This window comes from Bradyrhizobium sp. UFLA05-125 (genome assembly GCF_059803515.1).
The window spans coordinates 126433-148963 of sequence record NZ_JBANBJ010000007.1; the positions used below are offsets into that span (position 1 = coordinate 126433).

Sequence of the window (22531 nt, forward strand, 5' to 3'; positions counted from 1 at the left end):
AATTCTGGTAGGAGGTAAGTCTACATGCAATATGCAATGATCTATGTGGCTGCTCCGTGTGCCTGGCACGCTCCAATGCGAAGCCAGGTCGTTGGTGCCCTCCTGGAGCTTCAGAGCGATAAGGCAGTCGGTGCGATTGTTCTGACAGGGGCGGGAGACCGGGCATTCTGTACAGGTCAAGATTTCAACGATGCGAGGACGTTCGACGGTGACAGCCAAATGGATCGCAGAGTGGGAGCCTTTGTACGATGTCATTCGGTCGCTTCCTAAGACACTGATCGCGGCTTTGAATGGTGTTGCTGCCGGTTCGGCCTTCCAAGTTGCGCTTCTCTGCGACTTCCGCATTGGTCATGCTGGAGTGCGGATGGGGCAGCCCGAAATCAATTCCGGCATTGCGAGTGTCACTGGGCCCTGGATTATGCGGGAAATCCTAGGACTCGCTCGCACCACAGATTTGACGCTCAGCGGCCGATTGATGGATGCAGCGGAGTGTCACTCAATTGGAATCATCAACAAGATTGTTCCAGCGGAAAGCGTCCTCGACGCTTCTCTTTCGCTAGCGCGGGAATTGGCTGCGAAGCCTCCTGTTGCCATGCGCCTAGACAAGCAGTGGCTTCGCGAGATGACGGAGGTCAGATTCCGCGAGTGTCTCGATGCGGCAGTGCGGATCCATCGAGAGGCTTACGCCTCAGGCGAAACAGCTCGGATGATGGAAAAATTCCTGGCCGAACGTGCAGCCAAGAAGGCGTAACCTTCCCATGGTCGAGTCGCTTAAAGGCTTTATCACAGACTTCAACAAGAAGGCGGACCAGAAGCCGGACCAGCTCTTTGCCCAGTTCAACGGTGAAGCGATCACGTTTGCCACGTTCGGTGGTGGGGGCAGCAGCTCTCGCACACGCTGCTTGTATCGGAACATGGAAAAGGTCGTGGTGAAATGAAAGTTGTCGTTCTAGGCGCCGGTGTCGTGGGTAGCACAACAGCCTATATGCTTGCAAAGGAGGGGCACGAGGTCACGGTCGTTGATCGTCGCGACAGACCAGGATTGGAAACGAGTTTCGCGAACGGCGGTTTGATGACACCGAGCGACGCCAGCCCGTGGAATTCACCAGGAACGGTGAGGCAGCTAGGTAAGATGCTGTTCGATCGCAACTCGACTTTGAAGATTAACCCAAGCGCTATACCGTCCATCGTGGGCTGGGGGCTCAGATTTCTTGCCAACTCGACTAAAGCGCGACACAAGGCCAACATGATTTCCAACATTAGAATCGCGAGGTTGAGTTTGGACGTCTTGCGCAGCATCCGCGAGACCGCAACCCTCAACTATGATCAAACGACGTGTGGCACAATGCGGGTTTTTCCCCGGGGTGGACGTATGTCTGCGTTCCTGGATGTGTGCCGCGAGATGGAGGAATGGGGGGTCCAATTTGAGGTGCTCAATCAAGATCAGATCCTTCAGAAGGAACCCTGCCTCCGAGCTGTTATTGATCGCTACGTTGGCGCTGTCATCTTTCCGGATGACGAAAGTGGCGACGCTCACAAATTTACGAATGAAATGGCGAGGTTGGCCATTGAGTTCGGCGCTCAGTTCTTGATGAAAACCGATGTTCTAAAGATAGTTAAAGGACGGTGTTCACGGATCTCACACGTGTCGACCTCACAAGGCGATGTTTATGCGGATGCGTATGTTCTTTCCCTGGGCAGTTACAGCCCAATCTTGGCTCGCTCTTTAAGTATTTCATTGCCGATCATTCCAGTTAAGGGGTATTCCGTCACCGTTGCGCTAAACGGGTGGAAGGGAGGACCCACACGCCCGATTATGGATGATGGATATCATGCAATGATGGTTCCTATGGGTGATCAATTACGAATGGGCGGTCGAGCCGAATTTACTAGATACGACACGCGTGTTGATGCGAAGGAAGGTCGGCGTGTTCTGAACGACATCCTGAAAATTTTGCCCGCCCTGAGCTCTCACATCGACGCCAGTGCTGCACTGAATTGGTCTGGCTTACGGCCGATGACGCCTGGTGGGCCCCCTTTGGTTGGACCCACGTCTTATACGAACCTCTTCCTGAACACCGGTCACGGCCCACTCGGATGGACCATGGCATGCGGGTCCGCAAAGCTGATTGCCGATATCATTGCGAGGCGAGTTTTAACCAGCTGCGTCGATCCGACGGATTACGCGCTGTGACATGGCGCGAGTTCGCTCCCTCGTGCCGGGTGATTAGCTGAGCCGTTCGCGATGCAAGTTCGAGCAGGAGACTATCTGAGTAGTGACCGGTCGAGAGGATGCGAGTCTGATTCCTTACACAGCGATGCGCAAGGAATTTAGTCTCTGGAAAATCGATGAGGCCCAGCTCTGCTGTGCAGGATTATGTGCCGCAAGTTCCGTTTCGCGGTTAATCGTGTTGCTGGTCGGGAAAAGCCTTGATCTATCGGATCCTGGGCAGCTCCCCGGATGCCCAACGCAATTTCACCGACCCGGAGAGCCGCATCCTGAGGACCAAGGACGGTTACACCCAGGGCTGCAACGCCCAGGCCGCCGTCGATGGTGCCCATCAGATCATCGTGGTGCAGACACTGGCCAGTTTCTCACTCTGGCAGGTCGAGAAAATCGTGCGTACTCAAAGCCCCGACGCGGGCGTTGCCGCGCGCCAGCAAGCCTCCGCGGCGATCGTCGCGATCTCTTCGACCCCTGGCAGCAGACCTTGCGGCGGATCTCCGGCAAACCAAAACTCGCCGAGGCGATCCGCTACGCCGTCTCGCGCCGTACCTTCTTCGAGCGCTTCCTGACCGATGGTGGCATCGAGCTCGACTCCAACATTGTCTAACGCGCCGTCAGGCCGCAAATAATCACGAGAAAAAATGCCTCTTCGCTGGCAGCGATGGCGGCGGACCACCGCGACACTGCGGCCGACAGCGAAGATGAACCACGTCGATCTGTTCGCGCGGCTCGCCCTAACACTTTAGCGTATCGCCAACGGCCGAGCAGCGAGATCGACGCGCTTATGCCATGGCGCTCCGATGACGGCCTCAGCTTGCCACCTAGGTTCGGACAGATCAAACAGGCTTAGGCAGAGTCCCCGCTGCGCGGCATCGACAAAGGCGAATGGCTCTGATCTGCACCGCTCACAACCTCGTCAAGTAGGCGACGCCGCATGAGCCGCTATCATTAGGATAGTGCCGCTTCCCGGAGCTAACTGAACAGCCTCCTGGTAGCGGTCGCGCCCCTGTCTTTCAATCTGGCAAGTAGCTTGGCGTTGCCACGTACCTACAGCGCGCGAGCTTTCGGCGTCTCGCGCGATGATTAGATAGCCCAGCCGGCGCACAAATCCGTTCGCCGCTCGAGTTCATTGTCGGTCAGGCCCCGCGACGAACGCGCAGTGCGCGCCCTGAATCGCGAGTCCATTGCCCTCGACGGAGCAATGCGGCATCTCGGTCACGTTTTAGCCGTGACGAGAATCTTCGAGTGTCAGCGCCCGCTCGCGCTCGTCAACGGCCTTCTGTCGACCACGTTGAGGAATCGCGCAGCTGCCATGACATGTGCCTCAGATAGGTTCAAATCCGAGTGCAGAACGAAAGCGGTTTTTGACGTAGGACCCGTCGCGAGGCGGCGGAACCCGTGGGGAAGCGTTAGCCGCGATCTTGATCGCAGCAAACTTCACACCAAACCGGCTATTGAGGCGATCGCGCAAATCGTCGACGCCGGCGAGATTCGTGATTCTGCCGCTCCACGAGAACCCACAGATTTTCGCGACTTGCTCGAGCGCAAGCCCCCGTCCGGTGTGGCTTTCCTGCCATCCGGTTTGACCGAAATGGCCGTTGTCGAGAACGGCCACGGTCAGGTTGGCGGGGTTACAGATCGCGATGGTCGCAAGCGCCCCAAAACCCATCAGCATATCGCCGTCGCCGGTGAGGACAAGTACCGAGTGATCGGGGCGGGCCGTCGCGAGTCCCAGGCCGATCATCGCAGCGCTGCCCATGGCACCCCACAGGTAAAAATTGTTATCATGATCGCCGGCCGCCATGACGTCGAACGATGCCCATCCGATACCACCTACGACCAACATCTTCTTCCGACCTCCAAGCAGGCGGGCTACTACCTCGCGGCGGTCGAGCGTACCGTACTGAGCTACTTCACCCATTGCTGTCCTCCGATCAATCGCTGGCCGAGCAGTACGGCACAGGCATGATCCCCGTTGAATGCCATGGCGGCGGCGCCATACAGAAGGGGTACGACGTCCTTGGGATAGTCCACCTGCCAAGTCATGACATCCATCAAGTTTAACGTCTTCTCGGTCGCCTGTCCCATGGGGCGCTGCCATGGATTCAACTCCGCCCAATCTCCGCGCATGCCTACGACCATCAGAAGCGGAAAGCGCACACAGGACTGGAGTGCCAGCATGTTGATGCAATTGCCTACACCACTCGACTGCATGAGAAGCGCGCCGCGTTCGCCTCCCAGCCACGCTCCGGCCAGGTAGCCGATGCCTTCCTCCTCTGTCGTCAGCACGACCGCGTTGATCTCTTTGTCTGCCTCGGCCAAGCGGATCGCCGTGGAATGGCTGTTATCCGGAACGTAGACGACGTGCTTCACGTCATGCTGCTTCAGTACGCGGAACACATCTTCTTGCCAGCCTTCCTGGCCAGCTACTGCTGCACCCATTGTATTGCTCCTTTAGGGTCAGGGGCCGCTCGTCGCACCGAGAGGCACGCCCATCGCACTTCCGATGTTTGGGTTGCCCGCGGATCACGCTTAGGCCGACGATCTCAAGACGATCTCCGACGGCGATCGGACCTCCGTCCAATGTCTGCACTCCCGAGTCGCCAATTCAAATCCGTGTGTCGGCTGCTGGTGAGTCGCAGAAGATTTCTGAGCGTGAAGACGAATTGCCAGCCTCCGGTTCAACGGGGAGATGACCTTGAAGCAGCAGGCCTGCAGCGATAGCTTGGTCCGCCAATCGCGCGACAGCTCAATATTCCGGATCTCAGCCTCGATGCGCGCCGCTCGTATGACAATATCAGTACGCGGAATGACATTATCGATCGCAGCCGTTTCATCCATGGTGGTATTCTCCAAGGTTGCGTTGTTTTCGCCAGACCAAGCTATTCAGCTGTGACACGAAGGGCATTCATGCATTTAGCTGACCGGTCCAACATACAATTTGGCTATTGCGTGTCGCCGGCCTCATAAAGTCTTACTGAGCGTCGCACCGATTATCGATCTCCAAATCTGCGCTCAGAATAGAGACGCGATTGCGCTGCGGGAGGGCGGTTGCCTGTAATGCGGTTCGGGAACCGGAAAACGGAGCCAAAATTCTCGAGAATTGAACTCTTCTCATGTTGTACGACGAATGTCTCCGTCCGCCCCGAGCCGCCGCGCGAATCAATGATAGCGACCGATTCACTCGCAACCAACGCGCGCCAGCTCGGCTCTTGCAAGCTCTCCGGCGTGTGGCCTTATCGGGCATCAAGGTCAGCGCCTCTCGTTGGCTCGTCGTCGAACATGGCTTGCTTCATATCGTCGCTGGCGGCTAGTGTTACATGTCTCCATTGACTACGCACCTACCCTACCTGGTGGGCTGACCTCACAGGATCGCGGTCGGCGCGGTATCATGGCTGGAAAATAGTCTTGCCAGTGCGGCCTCGATAGCCGGCGCGCTTGAGCTTGGTGCTCATCCTGGCGATCAACGATCCGGCTCTTGAAGCCTTTACGTGGTGCCGTGCTTCTGCCTCCCGGTGGCGATGTGGCCCTCAATGCCGCCGCCGTTTGATGACGCGAAGATTGGCGGCGGAGACGGAGTCGGCCAACACTTCGTCAGTTGGCCTCCAAATTGGCTCTAATCTCCTCGAGCAACGGCGCCAGTTGCGCCTGATCGCTGGAGGAACTGGTCAGCGTCTTCGCCACGATCATCTGATGGGTACCATCGACGACGGCCTGGGCGTTGTAGCCCTGGATGTAACCGTCCTTGGTCCTCAGGATGCGGCTCTCCGGGTCGGTGAAATTGCGTAGCGCTGCAACAAATAGGTCGCCTACCAACTCGAGAGTGCCTTTAGGTGGCGATGTCGCTGGCCAACACTGCTCGTGACCTAACGACGAGAGAGAGCAGATGGCGCGAGCCGGACCGGCAACGCGGAGGGGTGACGCCATGTTTAGTCGCAACGGGTTACAAGCAAGTTCTGTGAAGGGTTGCATGCAGCGCTTGGTGGCTATCGTAAGGGAGCCGGTGACGACGCTGTTGGAGGAAACAGACGAGATGCTACGTACGCTTCGAACGAAAATGTGATTTTGCGAATACACCCCTGGGATCATGATCTACTTCATGCGTTGCCCGCGCGAATATTCCAGCTCGCAGAACTTGCGACGAAAGGCGATCTGTCATACGGCAATTCCTTAGCGATTGAGGTACCAATTGCTATCTTCATCGACCGGAAGAGAAGGGAGGCCAGTCGTGACGACTAATCTTTCAAGCATCGAGGCTGTTATTCAGCTTCTTTTCGATGGATTGTACGAGGGCAACACCGATAAGTTGGCTGCTGCTTGTCATCCGATGTTCGACTTACGCTGGCAAGAAAATGGCCAGCTGAAAGTGCGTTCATTGGCCGAATGGCTGGACGTCGTAAGGGCGCGTCAATCCTCAAAAGCCCTGGGGTATCCGCGCGAAGACCTTATCCTCACTATCGACCAACATGATAAAGCGACGGCCTCTGTGAAGGTGCGCTGTCAAATGTCGATTCCTCCACACTACTTCACCGACTATCTGGTGCTAATGAAGCTGGCCGATGGATGGAAAATCATATCAAAAACATCCGCGCTTTGGTGAGGTTCGGAACCCTGCCTATGAACTCGGGCAGATTTCGCGGAGCGATAGGCTGCCTAGGTATTTGCCCAATCCTGACACATGAGCGGAATGCTTTGTCTATGGTGGTTCGAATCTGCGTGAGCAGTTTACGGAAACTGTCGCCGAGCCGCGCATCCCGAAACTTGCATCGACTAATCTCTCGATCAATCCAACATTCACCTTCCAATGATCGTAAATGGACATTGCCGATCGATCCCTTATTGTCAGCCCGTCGAGCCCCCTCGCGAATCAGGTGCTTAGCAAGGAATCACAAGTGATTCTTTCGACTCGAGATTTCGCCGACCAGCGGAACAGTCGGAGTGGCCAAAGTATTGGGTAATTGAATGCCGATAACGGCCGCCTTACCGAAATGAGGTGTGTAGTTGAGAACTGTCCCTATGGGCAGTGATGGGCGCTGTGCCTAGGTCAACGGCTTGAGGTGGTGGAGACGGGGGCGGCTGGTCCGAGGATGAGAAGCTCAAGATCGTCCTGGAGAGCTTACAAGGGCCGCGCCAGGCTGCGGCAACAGCGCTGCGATATGGCGGTTCGCGCTCATTGCTGCTGCGAAGGCCACGATCGTTTCGGCCTGATCCGAAGGATGCCGCCCATCCTGGCTTTGTAGTGGCGATGATGTAGCGGAATCAGGGCCGATGCTTTGCGCAGTCGCGCTGGCCAGCAGCGACGGGTCGATCGAGATCGAGTTTGCTGCCGGGGCTGGGATGCGATCACGGGTACGGTCGACGCGGCGATAAGGCCGCCGTGGCGGCGCTGGCAGATAGATGCCTACGGTGATCGCCATTGCGTCGGGCGTGCTGGTGTGGATTGCGACCTACTACACCGATGTCCGTCGCGGCATGAATTCGCTGTCCTTGCTGGTGCTTGGCTTGCCGCCGTGCTGGCGCGCGTGCCGGATCACCTGCCAAGCGTATCCAAGAACTCATGCCCGGGAATTAGCGACCTCAGAACGTCGCTAACGTCGCGTAAGCGCGGTCAGCCATCTGTTCAAGATGACGCAACTAGGGCCGTCACCGGACAAGTATCGCTGATTCGGTCAGCGAGTTGGTGAAGACCTTCAGAGCCTGCGATGATGGAATTACATTGTCGATCAGTTGTGTTGAGCCTACATCAGCTGCGGTCCGAAAACCACCGGACGTTCCGGAGGATTTTTCGGCAGACTCGGGCCCACTAGCATCACATTGTGCTCGCCAGCGCGAAACGTATCGAATAGGTCATGGTCGATGGCAAGGGCCTGTGACGTTCTTCGCCGCGAACATATCGATTGTGGCGACTAATCGCTAATCCGTCAGCTTCGCGCACGGTTGGTACCGTAACGATCTCGATCGGAGGATTGCGATCAACAGCTATGCGCCGCACCACTGAGTACTGCTGCAAATCTTTTTGTCTGAAAAAGGTGAGATTTGGCTGCGCTGCGTTGACAGTTTGCAGGCCACCGTCGCACTTCTCAAAAATGCCCCGGCCTGAGGGCGCCAGACTGACAGTCTCGATCAGTAAGCGCGAATATGCCCGCACGCAACGCATGACGCAGATCATTTTCAGGGCATATTCGCAAAGTCACGTACGCAGCATCTCGCGAAATGCGCTCGGACCTCCTCGAATGCGTCCTGCCGTTCCAGAACGACCAGCGCTGATGCGGCGTCCGAGAGAGGTGGTGTGCTGATAGGTCTGGGCGGCGATGCGCTGGACCCGAGGAAAGTCGCCAGCCTGAGCCGAGTCGGCGCAGCGGGTCGGTTTAGCCGGTCTTGCGCTGTCGAGATCCGGACCGCGGAAGCGCGGTGTGCTGGACGTCCCGTCCCTGTTCTTTACCAGCTCCCATGCTAGTGACGATTGCTCAGTCAGGTTGGGCTGCAAGCTGACCAGTGGCGTGATGTCATTACCGGCATTCAACCAACCGCTGTATTTCTGGAAGACCGACGTCAGTCGCGTACGTTGGCTTGCTGACGCGAAAAAGGGCCGCCGGTGGAAAAACCGGCGGCCAAGTTAAGGGAGGAAACGCCCATGTGGGCAGCGGCAGCGGGGCTACCGCAAGGTACCGCCGATCACTCGGCGATCTTGGCTAAGTCAGATTCGAACACCAGGACCGAGGATTCGAATGCTGCCTTGTAAATCGATCACATGCCTCGAACAACATTTCTTCAGTGAAGTAGTCCAATCGAACTCGTATTAGAAGAAGAACTTGCGTACGTAGCGTACCGAACGAATGCAAAAGACTTGCGCTTGCTCTCGCGCTTTCTCGCGATCGTGTTTTCTTTCGGTGCGAAGCTGCATCGTTGCTCATCGGTAGACGGCGCCAATCACTGGGGAATAATGTGATTACCTACCTCGCGCCATCAACGACGTGATCTTGCGCAGGTCGGCCTTCATTTGACGATAGCGGCACATCTGAAAACCTTCGTCGAGCCAAGCATCGTAGGTCGTCGCGACAAGGTGCTGCTGTGCCGAGGATGCGTTAGACGCGCCGCCCCATGTCATTGTTCTGGATACCCTTGGTCGGATTGATCAGTCTCTGCGGATTCGATTTTCAATCCGCGCCTGCTTCAACGGTCCGCTGATGGAAGGCTTCACGCGCGGCCCGAAGTTCCGAATTTGGTCCATTTGGCCATGGGGAGACTTGTTCGCAGCAATGCAGCCCTTAGCTCTCTCTCAACGAGCTGCTCCCATGTCGTGCATCCGACAAGTACCGATGCTCCCGCGCCAACGAACGCGTGCCACTTACGTCCTTCCGCGCAGACCGAGTAATCGAGCTTCTGGATCGCCTGCATAACCTTTAGGGGCGGTGCCGTGAAAGTGTGGGTCTGTCCGTCGACCAGTGCGATAGGTAGTTGCTTACAATGGTTGCGACGGAAGTGCCGAGGCCGGCGAGTTGGGCAGACAAAAAAGATCAGGCGCCAAGCGGCCTCGTGAAGGTCGACGGTTGCCTTGATAGCGTCTATCAGAGTTTTCGCCTGTGCTTATCGTTATTGTAAGCGATGCCGATCGGCACGGGAATGCCGATTTTAGAGATCCTCTTCGAACTTGAACTCGAGGTGTTGTCTAGCCGGGGGCGGGCATCATCGGTGTTTCCCGTATAAACAAGGCGTGAATGCACTGATGCCACCAGCCGCTCTCGTTGGCATCCGTATTGGATAGCTTCTCCAGGACGGTGTCGTGGCTCAGCAGAATAAGCTGCGGACCATTGAGGACGCCGGGCCGGGCAAATTGTCCTTTGATCACGTTCATCAGATGAAACTGATGGCCCCGGAGTCAGAGCACGACGTTACGTCATCGAGCGTGAGAAACTTGGCGCACCCGCTAGGCGGCCGCCAAATTGACGCTGATACCGAAAGAGCTAGGATAACACTCGAAGAGGACGCCTTTCAGCTGAGGTGTGCGGAACTGAGCGCATGCATGATCGGCACGAAGATATCGCGGGACGGGTTGATCGCGGCGAGCCGACGCGCGCTCGCGGGAGACTCGGCGCTGGCGAACGCCGCCTGCTGATTCGGCCTGCTCCATGACGGCGGTGACCTTGTCGGGAAGGTTCTTCTCCAGGACGACTTTGCTGTCGGCGAGCTCCTTGACCTTCGCTGCGGCGCGATCAGCCTGCGTCTTCAGCAATTCGGTAACGGCACACGCGCCGTCGAGGCCTCCCTTCAGTCGAAGGCCTTTGCGGCGGCAAGCTTGGTGGCCTAACCCTTCTGGCTCGTCGAGCCAATTTCAACTGTTTTCGGCCTATTCTTGGGACCAGATCGGACGGACCTGTCTCGACCACCTCAAAAGCCGTGATCTTGTGGCGAACAAGAACTTAACCGGTATCAGATCGATCACTTGTTCGGGTCACTTGTACACCTAACCGTCATTTGCGATCATGGTTTCGCTGACACCGTAGAGCTGACGGAATAGATCTCTAAGAGTGTCGCGAGCATCGGCCGATTCCACCAGGCGCCGGGCGTCTTCTTGGCTCGACACGGCTTTAACAGCCTTTGACCCAGCTGATCTGATAGTGCAGGATTTCGCGAGTTCCGCCCTTGCCTCAACTCCCTCAGCGGCCTTCGACGCAACTCGAAGGGGTGATCCCCTCGAACGTCCCCCCAGTTCGATGCCACTGCGTCTTCGTAAGCATAGTTATTTCGGTTTCAGCGCCTGCCGGAAGGACAATACCGGAGATCCCCAAGGACGTGCCGGGTCTGGGTGGCGATCCGGGTCGGCCGGTCGTCGCAGCACAGTGCTCTTCGACCTCCAGTCCGCTCGGGGTCGATGCCGAACAGCAGCGCGTCAATCAGGAGAGCGCGGCGGGACGCACCAGCAATGTGTTTTCGAGTACCAATGTCCGTCCTTCGGCCGCCGTGATCGGCCCATGAGACTCCTTCAAATCCAGCGCCATCATCGTACGAAGCATTCGCCCTAAAATGGCCAAGACCGCAAGCTCGTGTTCGTCAGCCCAACCGCCGATCGCCGGACGATCAGCCCGGGTCCCTTCGCAAGGCCAACTTCGGCTTTGTGGTCTAGGCGGGGGCAGTTATTCCGGCGGCCCTCATACCGGGGATTGTTCCGATTTTGCCTGACCAATTCCAATCCGGTATCAATGCTTCCGAATTTGGTATTGGCCTTTCGGCCGATGAGTGCGCGAATTCTCGAAGAATTCCTGGCGAGCGCGGAACTCCAATGCTGACGCTTCACGAGTTGATCACCAAACAATGCCGGGAACGACCGGACAACGACTTTCTGCACTTTGAAAACGCCGTTGTCAGCTTCTCGGACTTGAAACAGCGGGTCTCGTCCGTGTCGTCGAAGCTTCGCGAGATGGGCGCCAAATCGGGCGACAGGATCGCGCTGATGATGAGGAATCACCCCGCTCACGTCGTTGTTGCTCAGGCCTGGATCGGTGCGATCAGTGTCGAGCTAAGCACGCATCTGGAGGGCATGGGCATTGCGCTCCAGCTGAACAACGCCGAGCCACAATTCTTCATCATCGATGCCGATTTTGTGCCAGAGGCAAGAGCAGCCCTGGATGATATCCGATTTGTCGGTATGCAGATATTGGTGCGCAATGCCGTCGATCTCGATCTCGAACGACCGTTCGGCATGCTCTCTCTCGCAAAACATGCTGCGGGATGCGAGCCCTTTCCCCCAACGCTCAGTCGAGTACATACGATCGCCTATACGTCCAGAACGACCGGGCAGCCAAAGGGGATCGTCATGTCCGAACGTTGCTTTCAAACCGGTGCAAAGAATGCCGCTATCCTCGCTGATGTCCGGGTTGGAGACGTCCTATTTCTCTGGGAGCCGTTCTATCATGTTACTGGCTGGATGACCGTCGCCATCGCTTTGCAACGCGGCGTGTCAATTGCGATGGTCGAGCGGTTCAGCGAGGCGCAATGCTGGAATCAAATCCGCGCGTCAAGGGCAACGATTCTGCATCATCTCGGCGAAGCGATGAACATCCTCCTGAAACAGCCAGCTCGTCCGGACAACCGCGACAATCCAATCCGCATCGCCTGGGGCACAGCAGCACCCAAACATAGCTGGCGCGCCTTTGAAGAAGGGTTCGTCGTGAAGATTCACGAAGGGTATGGAATTTCGGAGGCGCAGAATTTGACGCACCTCAATCTCGAAGGCCGAGTGACAGCTTGCTAAGGCGGGGTGTAAACGTTTTTGCTTGGGAGATAGAGCAGGTGATCAACTCGCATCACAGTGTGGACGAATCCGCTGTCGTCGGTGTCCCTTCCGAAATGGTTGAACCGGACATACACGTTTGTCAAACCTGCATCAGGTGCGAAGGTCGAGCCGCTCGATCTCATCAAATGGTGCGAAGCATGGCTCGCCTGCTATCAAGTCCCACGATACCTAGATTTCGTCGACGAGTTTCCTCGCGGAAGACGCAACGAATTCGTAAGGCCGAATTGCCGACTAGTCTCGCGAGAAGCTGGGATGTCAAGAGTTCGGGTCACGGGGGCAACGCTCGTGCACAACGGGGAATCGGTTGAAGTCCGCACATGCACCACGAATCCAGCTCAAAGAACATCGGTTGCCCCTCAGAATGGTCCCAGATATGAACTCGGTTGTCGAAGCATCGAACGCGAGCCCCCCGCTTCCTCGCAATGAATCCGTTCGCGACTATGCCCCAAACAGTCCCGAACGATTGGCGATACAGGCTGCGCTGAAGCAAATAAGCAAGCAGAGTATCGAGTTGCCCCTTATCATCAACGGTGGCGAACTGCGGACTGGACGTCGTGAGACGGCAGTGATGCCTCATAGGCACGATCACGTTCTTGCAGAAGCTCATCTCGCCTCCGAAGCCGAAGTGAAATCCGCCATCAATGCGGCCAACAGCGCATGGAATGGATGGTCCACATGGCCCTGGACGGAAAGGGCCGCGGTTTTCCTGAAAGCTGCCGAGCTGGTATCGGGCCCCTGGCGCGATCGTCTCAATGCGGCGACGATGCTCGGTCAGTCCAAGACGGTCCACCAGGCGGAAATCGACTCTGCGGTAGAGTTGATCGACTTTTGGCGGTTCAACGTCGAATTCATGAGGCGCTTGTACGAAGATCAGCCGATCTCGACTCCCGGTGTCTGGAATCGCAGCGACTACCGGCCGCTGGAGGGCTTCGTTCTTGCGATTACACCATTCAACTTCACCGCGATCGCGGGGAACTTGCCTACCGCGCCTGCTTTGATGGGCAACACGGTCGTCTGGAAGCCAGCAGCAACCGCCAAATATTCTGCGCACCTGATCATGCAGATCTTGCAGGAAGCCGGCCTCCCGGATGGCGTCATCAATCTTGTCTACGGAGATGGTGCTCAGATCGCCGATATTGCGTTGGCCGACGAGCGCCTTGCTGGCGTTCACTTCACTGGATCGACGCAGGTCTTCAACAACATCTTCCGCAAAATCGGATTGAATATCGATCGATATCGAAACTATCCACGGCTCGTCGGAGAGACCGGCGGGAAGAATTTCATCCTAGCTCACCAGAGTGCAGATCTCAACGCTCTGGCGACTGCGATCATCAGAGGCGGCTTCGAATATCAAGGGCAGAAGTGCTCTGCGGCATCCCGGATCTTCGTACCGACATCGCTATGGTCAGCCCTGAAGACGATCTTGTGCGACGAGATCGGGACGGTCAGAGTCGGTGACGTCGCCGACTTCGGCAACTTCATGGGCGCGGTGATTGACGAAAAAGCCTGGCGCAAGCACATGCGTGTTTTCGAGGAAGCAAGATCGTCGAACGCGAAGATTCTCCGAGGAGGAGAAGGCGACGACAGAACCGGCTACTTCGTTGCTCCGACCCTGATCGAAACTGACGATCTGGGATCGCCACTCCTTCGCGAGGAGTTCTTTGGTCCCATCGTTACGGCATATGTCTACCGCGACAGCGAGTTCGAGTCTATTCTCGAGAAGATAGATCGGTCGGGCACCTATGGGCTCACTGGCGCGATATTCTCGAGGGATCGTCGCATCATCAATCGCGCCTTGGGCGGGCTGCGGTCCGCCGCCGGCAACTTTTATATCAATGACAAACCGACCGGCGCGATTGTGGGCCAGCAGCCGTTCGGCGGGGCAAGATCATCGGGCACCAACGACAAAGCCGGATCAATGTGGAATTTGATTCGATGGACCTCACCAAGAAGCATCAAGGAAGCGTTCGTCCCTCCACAGGATTATCGTTATCCTTATTTATCCAGCTGAGTCGAGCACCCGCCATCCGAATCGAACATTGCGCCTGGTGAATGGGCGGTTTCGGATCAAGTTGAGGGCTTGCTTGCTCTTTTGATTTTCTTCGTCGGAAGCATATCTCCCGCGATGGACAGCACTGGCCGGCCACTAAAGCGGGATGGGGTCAGGTTGAATCGATTAGGGATTGAACGAAGCCGCTGTCGCGGCATGTAGGGAGGCATAGCAAGGATTGCCTCCTGTCTGAGAGGAGTTTTCGAAGCCCAACCCTTCAGACAGGAGGTTTTCCGATGGCTGAGATCAGCCCACTTCGCCGCCGCATGATCGAGGACATGACGGTCCGCAATCTGTCACCGGCGACGCAGCAATCCTACCTCAACGCCGTAGCGAAGTTGAGCCGGTATTTCGGGCGCTCTCCCGACCGCCTTGACCTGGAGGATATCCGTGCCTTCCAGGTTCATCTGGTGGCGACGGGAATGTCCTGGCCGGCGCTGAACCAAATCGTCTGCGCGCTGCGGTTCTTCTACGGTGTGACGCTTGGTCATGACACCGTTCCGGAACGCATCGCCTATGCGCGCCAACCGCGCAAGTTGCCGATCGTGCTGAGCGCCGACGAGGTGGTGAGCTTTCTGGAGGCGATCCCGAGCCTGAAGAGCCGTACCGCGCTGACCACGGTCTATGCCGCCGGACTGCGTATCGGAAGTGGTCCTCTTGAAGAGTTGTCGACATTGACAGCCAACGGATGTTGATCCGGGTCGAGCACGGCAAGGGCGGCAAGGACCGCTACGTTATGCTCTCGCCGCAGCTTTTGAGGATTCTGCGGACGTATTGGCGGCTCACTCGGCCAAAGCGATGGTTGTTTGCCGGCCGCGACGACGAACGCCCGCTCGTCCCGAACGTGCTGCACGCCGCCTGCCGTTCAGCCTGTGCGGCAGCCGGCTTGAGCAAATCGGTGACAGTGCACACGTTGCGGCACACATTCGCGACCCATCTGCTGGAGAACGGGGCCGACGTGCGCATCATCCAGGTGTTGCTCGGCCATGCCAGTCTGGCCAGCACGGCGCGCTATACTCAGGTCGCCACAAAGACCATCAGCAACACGCCAAGTCCGCTTGACTGGCTCCGCCTGGAGGTCGTGCCGCCCGGCTGAGCGGACCTGATGGCTCCGGTTCTGGAAGTGGCGGATATCTTCCGCCGCCACGGCGAAGCGTTTCGGCAAGCCCGTGCCGAGCATCTGGGCCGCGTCGAGCGGCGCGTCATGGGCTCGATCACGGCATGCCGGACGGCTGTGCTCGGCGGCCACGTCGAGCAGTGCGATGACTGCGGCGCCAAACGCATCGCCTATAACTCCTGCCTTATGGGCAAAGCCGGTAATGGGGAGCTGCCAATCGCGATCACCGTATTTTCCTGTGTATTGCCGCTCTCGAGCTCTCCATTACAAGTCGCCCGTGCGGCCCCGTTGGGTCGGCCACTGATGGCTCGGAGACGGACATGTTGGAGACGTACTTCTCGGCAGCGAAAGATGCTGGGGCATCTGCGCAGTGGGCCGAGCGGGCCTTACCTTGACGGGTTTGCAGCGGCGCTGGAGCGGCAGGGCTATGGCCCCGAGACAGCGGTACGCTATTTGCGAGCGGCGGCTCACATCGGCCATGCTATGGCTGAGCAAGGCGCGGGCCTGACGGACGTTAATCTCGCCGCGTTCGGCGAGCACCTGCGCACTTGCCGGTGTCCACGCGCCAAAGGCGGCCGGCGCAACCACCACACCATCTACGGTGCCAGGCTCTTTCGTCGGCACCTCGTCGAGCTCAGCCTTTGCCGGTCCGCGGCCGTGGGGGCACCCGCCGAGCCGCAGCTGGTCGCCGACTTCAAGACGTGGCTGCGCAAGCATCGCGGCGCATCCGATGCCACCGTCAGGCTCTACGCCCGCGACGCCGCGGGCCTGATGATGGAGCTTCGATCTGCCCCGGACGGCTGGAGGCCGAACGATGTCCGCAGTTACTTCCTGGAGCGGGCGAGCAATAGCGGGAGTGGCACGATCGAGAAGATGACGACGAGCCTGCGGGCCTTCCTGCGGTATCTCGCAGTCGCAGGCCGTTGTCAGGCAGGTCTCGACGGCGCCGTTCCAGCCTACGCTCATTGGCAGCTTGCCGACATGCCCCGGTATCTGTCGATCGAGCAGGTCGACCGGCTGATCGCTGCCTGTGACGGCGACGTCGGTGGGCGCCGGCGTGATCGTGCGATCGTACTTTTGTTGGTGCGTCTCGGCCTGCGCGCCGGTGACGTGGCGCAACTGCGTCTCGCGGATATCGAGTGGTAAACGGGATCGCTACGGGTCTGCGGCAAGTCGCGCTACGAGGTCCGGCTGCCGCTACCGCAAGACGTCGGGGATGCGATCGCCGCCTACCTCGAATGCCGGCCGTCTACCCGCCGGAACGATCTCTTGTTCCTGCGCACACGATCGCACCGTGCCGGCCATTCCGACGAGGCGACGGCATCTCGTCGGTGGTCAAGCGTATCATGAAGCGGGCCGACATCGTGGCGCCGGTCAAAGGGGCCCACGCTCTGCGGCACACCGTGGCAACCGAGATGCTGCGCCATGGCGTGCCGCTCGACAAGATCGGCCTCGGCCTTCGGCATCGCGGCATCGACACGACGGCCTATTACGCAAAGGCCGACGTCGCGCTGCTGAAGCAGGTCGCTCAGCCGTGGCCGGAGGCGCTCTGATGCTCGACGCCATCGAGACCTATCTCGCGCTCCGCCGCACCACGGGCTTCGCGATGTCGACCGCGGAGTACCTGCTGAAGAGCTTTGCCGCCTTCGCGGCCGAGCGCGGACAAACGTACGTCGAGACAAAAACAGCGATCGACTGGGCCGCGCTCGGACCATCCGTCGCGCAACGCGATGCACGGCTCAGAGCCGTCTGTCGCTTCGTACGACATGTCCGGGTGGAGGACGTCGGGCACGAGCTGCCGCCGGCAAATCACTTCGGCGCCCGCAAGAAGCGTCGCACGCCGCACATCTACACGAAAGACGAGATCAGTCGGCTGGTCGAAGCTGCGCTGCGGCTTCGGCCAACGCGCGGCTTGCGCCCGCACACGCAAGCGACCTTGATCGCGCTGCTCTCATCCACCGGGCTCAGGATCTCCGAAGCCCTGAAGCTGACGATCGCGGATGTGGCCCGCGACGGTCTGCTGATCCGCGAGACCAAGTTCCGCAAGACGCGACTGGTGCCGCTGCACGACACGGCGGTCGCCGGCTTGCAGCGATACCTGGCACGTCGCGGGCCCGGCTCAGACGATGATCCGGTCTTCATCGACAAGCGCGGTCGGCCGCTACGCTACATTGCCGTCAAGGAGACCTTCGACAGGCTGGTCGACAAGGCTGGCATCAGATCGACGTCGGCTCGCACCTCGCCTGCACGATCTACGGCACACGTTTGCGGTGCGCGCGCTGCAAGGCAGCCCTACCGGCCGAGGCCGGTGCGGGGCGCACATGGCGGCACTCGCGACCTACATGGGTCACGTCAACATCTATGCGACCTACTGGTATCTCGAGGCCACGCCCGACCTCTTGCGCGATGTCGCCATGGCCGGCGAAGCGTTCATGTCCGAAGGGAGGTCAGCATGACGCCGATCGCTCCCCTCATCGAGACGTTCCTGCGCGACACCCTCGCTTGCCAGCGGGGCGCCAGCCGGCACACGAGGGACTCCTATGCCTCGAGCTTCCAGCTGCTGTTCGTGTTCGCCGCCGACCGGCTCAAGGTCAAACCTTCGGCGCTGACGCTCGAACAGATCGATGCCGGGCTCGTCAGCGCCTTCCTTGAACATCTGGAGGACGAGCGCAAAAACGCGGCCGTGACGCGCAACGTTCGCCTGGCGGCGATCAAGTCGTTCTTCCGCTTCCTTGAGTACCGGCAGCCGGCCGCGCTCGAGCAGATCCGCCGTGTACTGGCGATCCCGTTCAAGAAAACTGACACGCGCCTGGTGCCCTACCTTCTGCGCGAAGAGCTCCAAGCCGTGCTCGACGCTCCCGATCCGGCGACACGCGATGGCATCCGCGATTGCGCAATGCTGCACGTGGCCGTCTGCGCAGGGCTGCGCGTCTCCGAACTGACGGGCCTCAAGGTGTCGATGACATCGACCTGCCTTCGATGAGCATCCGCGTGCTCGGCAAGGGACGCCGGGAGCGGTCGCTGCCGTTGTGGAAGCCGGCGGCCGCTGCACTGCGTGCCTGGCTGGCCATCCGCGGGCAGGTCGCGACACCCGAGGTGTTCGTCAACGCCCGTGGTGAGCCGCTGAGCCGATGGGGCTTTGCCTATCTGCTCAGGCAGCACGCCGCGACTGCGGCTCGCAAGCAGCCCGGTCTCGCCAAGAAACGCGTCTCGCCCCACGTGCTCAGGCACACCTGCGCGATGGTCGTTCTGCAAGCGACCGGGGACATCCGAAAGGTGTCGCTGTGGCTGGGCCACGCTACGCTGACGACCACCGAGGTGTACACGCGCGGCGATCCAACCGAGAAGCTCGATGCGATGGAGGCGATCGTGCCGCCCCACCTGCGGCGCGGCGTCTTCCAGCCCACCGACCAGCTGATCGAACTCCTCAGGCGTACCTCGTAATGGAGAGCGGGGTTGGCGGTGATTGGTGCAGAAGCACGATCAAATTGCCGCCAGCTCCCCATTACCGGCTTTGCCCATAAGGCAGGTAATGGGCGTCACCCATTACCTGCCGCAATCGGCATTGCCCGAAGTGCCAGGGCGCGGCGCGCGCGCAATGGCTCGCCGAACGGCAAGCTGAACTCCTTCCCGTACCGTATTTCCACGTCGTCTTCACCATGCCGGCCCCCGCCGGAGAGATCGCCTTCCAGAACAAGGCCGTCGTCTACGCCATCCTGTTCCGCTGCGCGGCCGAGACGCTCACCACCATCACAGCCGACCCCAAGCATCTCGGCGCTCAGCTCGGCGTGACTGCCGTCCTCCATACCTGGGGTCAGACCCTGCAACACCATCCGCATATCCACTGCGTCGTGCCGGGCGGTGGACCCTCGCTCGACGGCACACGCTGGGTCGCTTGCCGGCCCGGCTTCTTCCTGCCAGTGCGCGTTCTCTCCCGGCTGTTCCGCCGCTTGTTTCTGCAAGAGCTGCAAGCTGCCTTCGCGGCTGGCGAGCTGGGCTTCTTCGGCGCTCTCGCCCATCTCGCCGATCCAGCTGCATTCGCCGCGCGCCTTAATCAACTTCGACGGACCGACTGGTCGTCTATGCCAAGCCACCAGTCGGCGGGCCCGAACAGGTGCTGGCTTATCTCGGCCGCTATACGCATCGCGTCGCCATCGCCAACAGCAGGCTGATCTGCTTGCCGACGGCAAGGTGAGCTTTTCCTGGAACGACTATCGGCAAAATCGCAAAGCCAAGGTCATGACGCTTGATGCCGACGAGTTCATTCGCCGCTTTCTCCTGCACATTCTGCCGGACGGCTTCCACCGCATCCGGCACTACGGCTTCCTCGCCAACGGCGGCCGCAACGATAAGATCGCCCTCTGCCGTCAACTCCTTGCTGTCCGCAACGCGCCAACTGATCAAGAAGCCGCCCCCGATCCCCTCGCCACATGCGAGATCCCCGTCTGCCCACATTGCGGCGGCACCATGCGGCGCGTCGATGTCGTCCCACGAGCGAGCGCGCGCGACCAACCGTTTCGTTGTGATACGTCATGACCAACACCTGCACCATCCACCCCTTCCGTGGTCCGCTTCTCAGCGGCGACGTTCGATGTCGCCGTGGCCGCGTTCGTCACCAAATACCCCGCCAATCGTTCGGCCACGCGTTCCAGCGCAGCAAACCGCACTGGATCGCGCCCAGCCCGATCAATTGGGCCCTTCACATCCGATGAATGTGTCGCCGACGCGCGGCGACCTCAGGCGCGCCTTCCCAGAAGCCGCATCCGCGGCACTATTCCCATAGCGCCCACAACTCCGCAGCTTCGTTCAATCCGGCTTCTGTGAAGGTCGCACGCACGACCGAGCGCGCGGCTCGAGCCTGCCACGCGACCTCACACAACCCTCAAGATTCCCAAATCGGTGGGTTTCTGATTCGCCATGCTGGCGAACGCGATCGCCCCGAGATAGCCCGCCAGCGAGCCCACTGGGCAAAGTATCCAGGTCGCGTGGAGCTCGCGGAACAATTCAATCTCGCCTGCTCGAGGCAACTATCCGTGATCTGGTTTTACCGATCCCGTCTCGTCGACCGCTCCGCCATACTCTCCGATTGAGCTTCTCACACTCTCTAGCTCTGTCCGCTACTTCGCCGCAGCAGGAGCTCGATAAGTTCCGCCTCTCGCCATCAATGCCCAGGCGGTGCGTGCCATCTTGTGGCCAGGGCGACGATCACTAGTATGGACGGCTTGCGGGCCAGCATGCGCAAGCCAAGGATTTGCTGTTGAGCCTTTATGCATTGCCAGCGCACGGAGTCGTTGGCGCCAGGCAATGACCGCCGTCGCTGTGATCGACCCGATTCCGGGGATCGTCACCAACCGCTTCGCGTCGGCGTTCTCCTTGGCGCGCCGGGCGAGCTCACGGTCGCAACGCCACTCTCTCATCAAGTAGGCGCAGTTGCTTCACAAGCAGGCGTAGAATTTGTCGGGCCAGCTCAGGAGTGTCGGTGTCATCGTCCGCTCTTGATCGCCGCGAAACGCATAGTCGGCCGCTGGGTGGCTTCGCAGATCGCTTCCGCATCGGCGGCGTCATTCTTCTGTCGCTTCACGAAGGGCTTTACATAGCCTTGCGCAATGAGTCGGACCTCCTGCCCCAGCCTCGCGATCTCACGCGCCCAGTAGTGGCTGCTGGCGGAGGCTTCCATGGCGACCCTGCAAGCCGGCTGTACGGCAAGAAATTTGAGCACTTGATCTCAGCGCAGCTTCTTGCGGAAGAGCACGGTTCATGATCCATCCGCGCCATACAACTGGAATATGTTCTCGCCAGATCGAACCCGATTATGCTAGGTTCCAACATGGACGCCTCCGTTCAAGTGATGGTCAAGACACCACCTTGGCACAGCGAGAGGGCGCGTCCACCCCATCAATCTCGGTAGCCACTAGCAAGCGCGTGCGCCAGCTCATTCGTTCCGCCGGCGCCAAGCTGTTCTTCCTGCCAAAATACTAGTCCGACCTGAACCCAATCGAAGAGGTCTTTGCCAAGCTCAAACATCTGCTCCGAAAGACCGCCGCCCGAACCGTCGATGCCGTCTGCAACGCCGTCGTTGAAGTCCTGACAGCATTCATCCGTGAGGAATGCGCGAACTACCTCGAAAATTCAGGCTATCGAAGCTAATGACATCACGCTTCGTGGGCCGGCCGGTTTTGTTCGCGAGCCGAGCGCGAACGAAAGCTTAGTATGAGATTCCGCTACCTCGCCTGAGGGGAGCGACGGTTCAATCGCAAGGCCTCGTCCTGAGATGATCTGATGCGCGGGCCGCGAGAAAAGAGGCGTGACCCTGTCCTCAGAGGGGCCGCAGTCAGGTACTCCGCGCACGCGCAATCTGACGTGTAAAATTTCCGGGGCAGATGGACATCTCTGCCGCGACCAACGGTGGACGGGGCTCGCACTGCAACACAAGACTGACGAGTGCTTGCTCGCATCATAAGAGCAAAGCGAATCCCAAGAGAACTTGGCTTCCGAACGCACCAGCATTTTGGCGAGTTTGGGGGAGGCGAGCCCGCACCTAGAGCCCGCATCCGACGAGCCGAAGTTCTCCATCGGTATGAACCATATGGCCGAAGTGGTTGCGAAAAGCCCGGGGCGCCGGCGGGAGATCGTTAGCTTCCAGACGCGCTCGGGGTACCTTCCGCGGTACCTTCATCGCCGATGAATTTTACAAACCGCAAGGAAGCCGGTACCGGCTCCAAACATCAACAAGAGCAAACGTGAGATCGCATACGAGACGTAGTTCTCGCGGCCATGACCGCTACTGTTCAGCGTATCCTAAGCGCGAGCGACTTGCTGGCACGAGGCGGCAGAGGAAAACTA

The 22531-nt window shown here is 59.2% G+C and carries 14 protein-coding genes and 7 pseudogenes; 14 read left to right on the forward strand and 7 right to left on the reverse strand.

Annotated features, from left to right (window positions below):
• Positions 1-24 precede the first annotated feature (24 nt).
• The 4 genes and pseudogenes from SO156_RS10370 to SO156_RS10385 form a co-directional block, all read left to right on the forward strand.
• Positions 25-751 (forward strand): annotated as a pseudogene (locus tag SO156_RS10370) (enoyl-CoA hydratase/isomerase family protein).
• 7 nt (positions 752-758) lie between these two features.
• On the forward strand, positions 759-938 hold the full coding sequence (locus SO156_RS10375) for a hypothetical protein (protein ID WP_498534713.1): 180 nt from the start codon (positions 759-761) through the stop codon (positions 936-938).
• Entirely contained in the window at positions 935-2194 is a 1260-nt protein-coding gene (locus SO156_RS10380; protein ID WP_498534714.1) for a D-amino acid dehydrogenase, read from the forward strand. The genes SO156_RS10375 and SO156_RS10380 overlap by 4 nt, the downstream gene beginning before the upstream one ends.
• 404 nt (positions 2195-2598) lie before the next feature.
• A pseudogene (locus SO156_RS10385) lies at positions 2599-3077 on the forward strand (IS66 family transposase); the annotation flags it as partial.
• Positions 3078-3551: 474 nt separating this feature from the next.
• On the opposite strand, the gene SO156_RS10390 reads toward SO156_RS10385, so the two are convergent.
• From SO156_RS10390 to SO156_RS10400, 3 genes are all read right to left on the reverse strand, one after another.
• A complete protein-coding gene (locus SO156_RS10390; protein ID WP_498534715.1) occupies positions 3552-4148 on the reverse strand; it encodes a thiamine pyrophosphate-dependent enzyme in 597 nt (198 codons plus the stop codon).
• Complete coding sequence (locus SO156_RS10395) at positions 4136-4669, reverse strand: thiamine pyrophosphate-binding protein (protein ID WP_498534716.1); 534 nt, start codon at positions 4667-4669, stop codon at positions 4136-4138. The genes SO156_RS10390 and SO156_RS10395 overlap by 13 nt, the downstream gene beginning before the upstream one ends.
• Positions 4670-5821: 1152 nt before the next feature.
• Positions 5822-6043 carry a hypothetical protein gene (locus SO156_RS10400; protein ID WP_498534717.1) on the reverse strand — a complete coding sequence of 74 codons (222 nt, stop codon included), beginning with the start codon at positions 6041-6043 and terminating at the stop codon, positions 5822-5824.
• Positions 6044-6455: 412 nt separating this feature from the next.
• On the opposite strand from SO156_RS10400, the gene SO156_RS10405 reads away from it, so the two are divergent.
• Positions 6456-6827 carry a nuclear transport factor 2 family protein gene (locus SO156_RS10405; protein WP_498534718.1) on the forward strand — a complete coding sequence of 124 codons (372 nt, stop codon included), beginning with the start codon at positions 6456-6458 and terminating at the stop codon, positions 6825-6827.
• A 1209-nt stretch (positions 6828-8036) separates the two neighbouring features.
• Here the strand turns inward: SO156_RS10405 and SO156_RS10410 are convergent.
• From SO156_RS10410 to SO156_RS10420, 3 genes are all read right to left on the reverse strand, one after another.
• Entirely contained in the window at positions 8037-8396 is a 360-nt protein-coding gene (locus SO156_RS10410; RefSeq protein WP_498534719.1) for a pantoate--beta-alanine ligase, read from the reverse strand.
• 1500 nt (positions 8397-9896) lie between these two features.
• Positions 9897-10082: a hypothetical protein gene (locus tag SO156_RS10415; protein ID WP_498534720.1), complete on the reverse strand. Its 186-nt coding sequence runs from the start codon at positions 10080-10082 to the stop codon at positions 9897-9899.
• A 72-nt stretch (positions 10083-10154) separates the two neighbouring features.
• On the reverse strand, positions 10155-10460 hold the full coding sequence (locus SO156_RS10420; protein WP_498534721.1) for a hypothetical protein: 306 nt from the start codon (positions 10458-10460) through the stop codon (positions 10155-10157).
• Between the two features lie 939 nt (positions 10461-11399).
• Here SO156_RS10420 and SO156_RS10425 point away from each other — a divergent pair.
• From SO156_RS10425 to SO156_RS10460, 8 genes and pseudogenes are all read left to right on the forward strand, one after another.
• The gene (locus SO156_RS10425) at positions 11400-12479 is read left to right on the forward strand and encodes an AMP-binding protein (RefSeq protein ID WP_498534722.1); all 1080 of its coding nucleotides are present in this window, start codon (positions 11400-11402) and stop codon (positions 12477-12479) included.
• A gap of 415 nt (positions 12480-12894) precedes the next feature.
• Positions 12895-14532 carry an L-glutamate gamma-semialdehyde dehydrogenase gene (gene pruA, locus SO156_RS10430; RefSeq protein ID WP_498534723.1) on the forward strand — a complete coding sequence of 546 codons (1638 nt, stop codon included), beginning with the start codon at positions 12895-12897 and terminating at the stop codon, positions 14530-14532.
• A 275-nt stretch (positions 14533-14807) separates the two neighbouring features.
• Positions 14808-15667, forward strand: a pseudogene (locus SO156_RS10435) (site-specific integrase).
• Positions 15668-15676: 9 nt separating this feature from the next.
• Positions 15677-15871 (forward strand): annotated as a pseudogene (locus SO156_RS10440) (transposase zinc-binding domain-containing protein); the annotation flags it as partial.
• Positions 15872-17034: 1163 nt separating this feature from the next.
• Entirely contained in the window at positions 17035-17241 is a 207-nt protein-coding gene (locus tag SO156_RS10445; protein ID WP_498534724.1) for a tyrosine-type recombinase/integrase, read from the forward strand.
• Positions 17241-18671 carry a site-specific integrase gene (locus tag SO156_RS10450; RefSeq protein WP_498534725.1) on the forward strand — a complete coding sequence of 477 codons (1431 nt, stop codon included), beginning with the start codon at positions 17241-17243 and terminating at the stop codon, positions 18669-18671. The genes SO156_RS10445 and SO156_RS10450 overlap by 1 nt, the downstream gene beginning before the upstream one ends.
• Positions 18668-19132 carry a tyrosine-type recombinase/integrase gene (locus SO156_RS10455; RefSeq protein ID WP_498534726.1) on the forward strand — a complete coding sequence of 155 codons (465 nt, stop codon included), beginning with the start codon at positions 18668-18670 and terminating at the stop codon, positions 19130-19132. The genes SO156_RS10450 and SO156_RS10455 overlap by 4 nt, the downstream gene beginning before the upstream one ends.
• Before the next feature lie 104 nt (positions 19133-19236).
• Positions 19237-20224, forward strand: a pseudogene (locus tag SO156_RS10460) (IS91 family transposase); the annotation flags it as partial.
• 955 nt (positions 20225-21179) lie between these two features.
• Here SO156_RS10460 and SO156_RS10465 read toward each other — a convergent pair.
• Positions 21180-21517, reverse strand: a pseudogene (locus SO156_RS10465) (IS110 family transposase); the annotation flags it as partial.
• 68 nt (positions 21518-21585) lie between these two features.
• On the opposite strand from SO156_RS10465, the pseudogene SO156_RS10470 reads away from it, so the two are divergent.
• Positions 21586-21835: pseudogene (locus SO156_RS10470) on the forward strand (transposase); the annotation flags it as partial.
• Between the last annotated feature and the right edge of the window lie 696 nt (positions 21836-22531).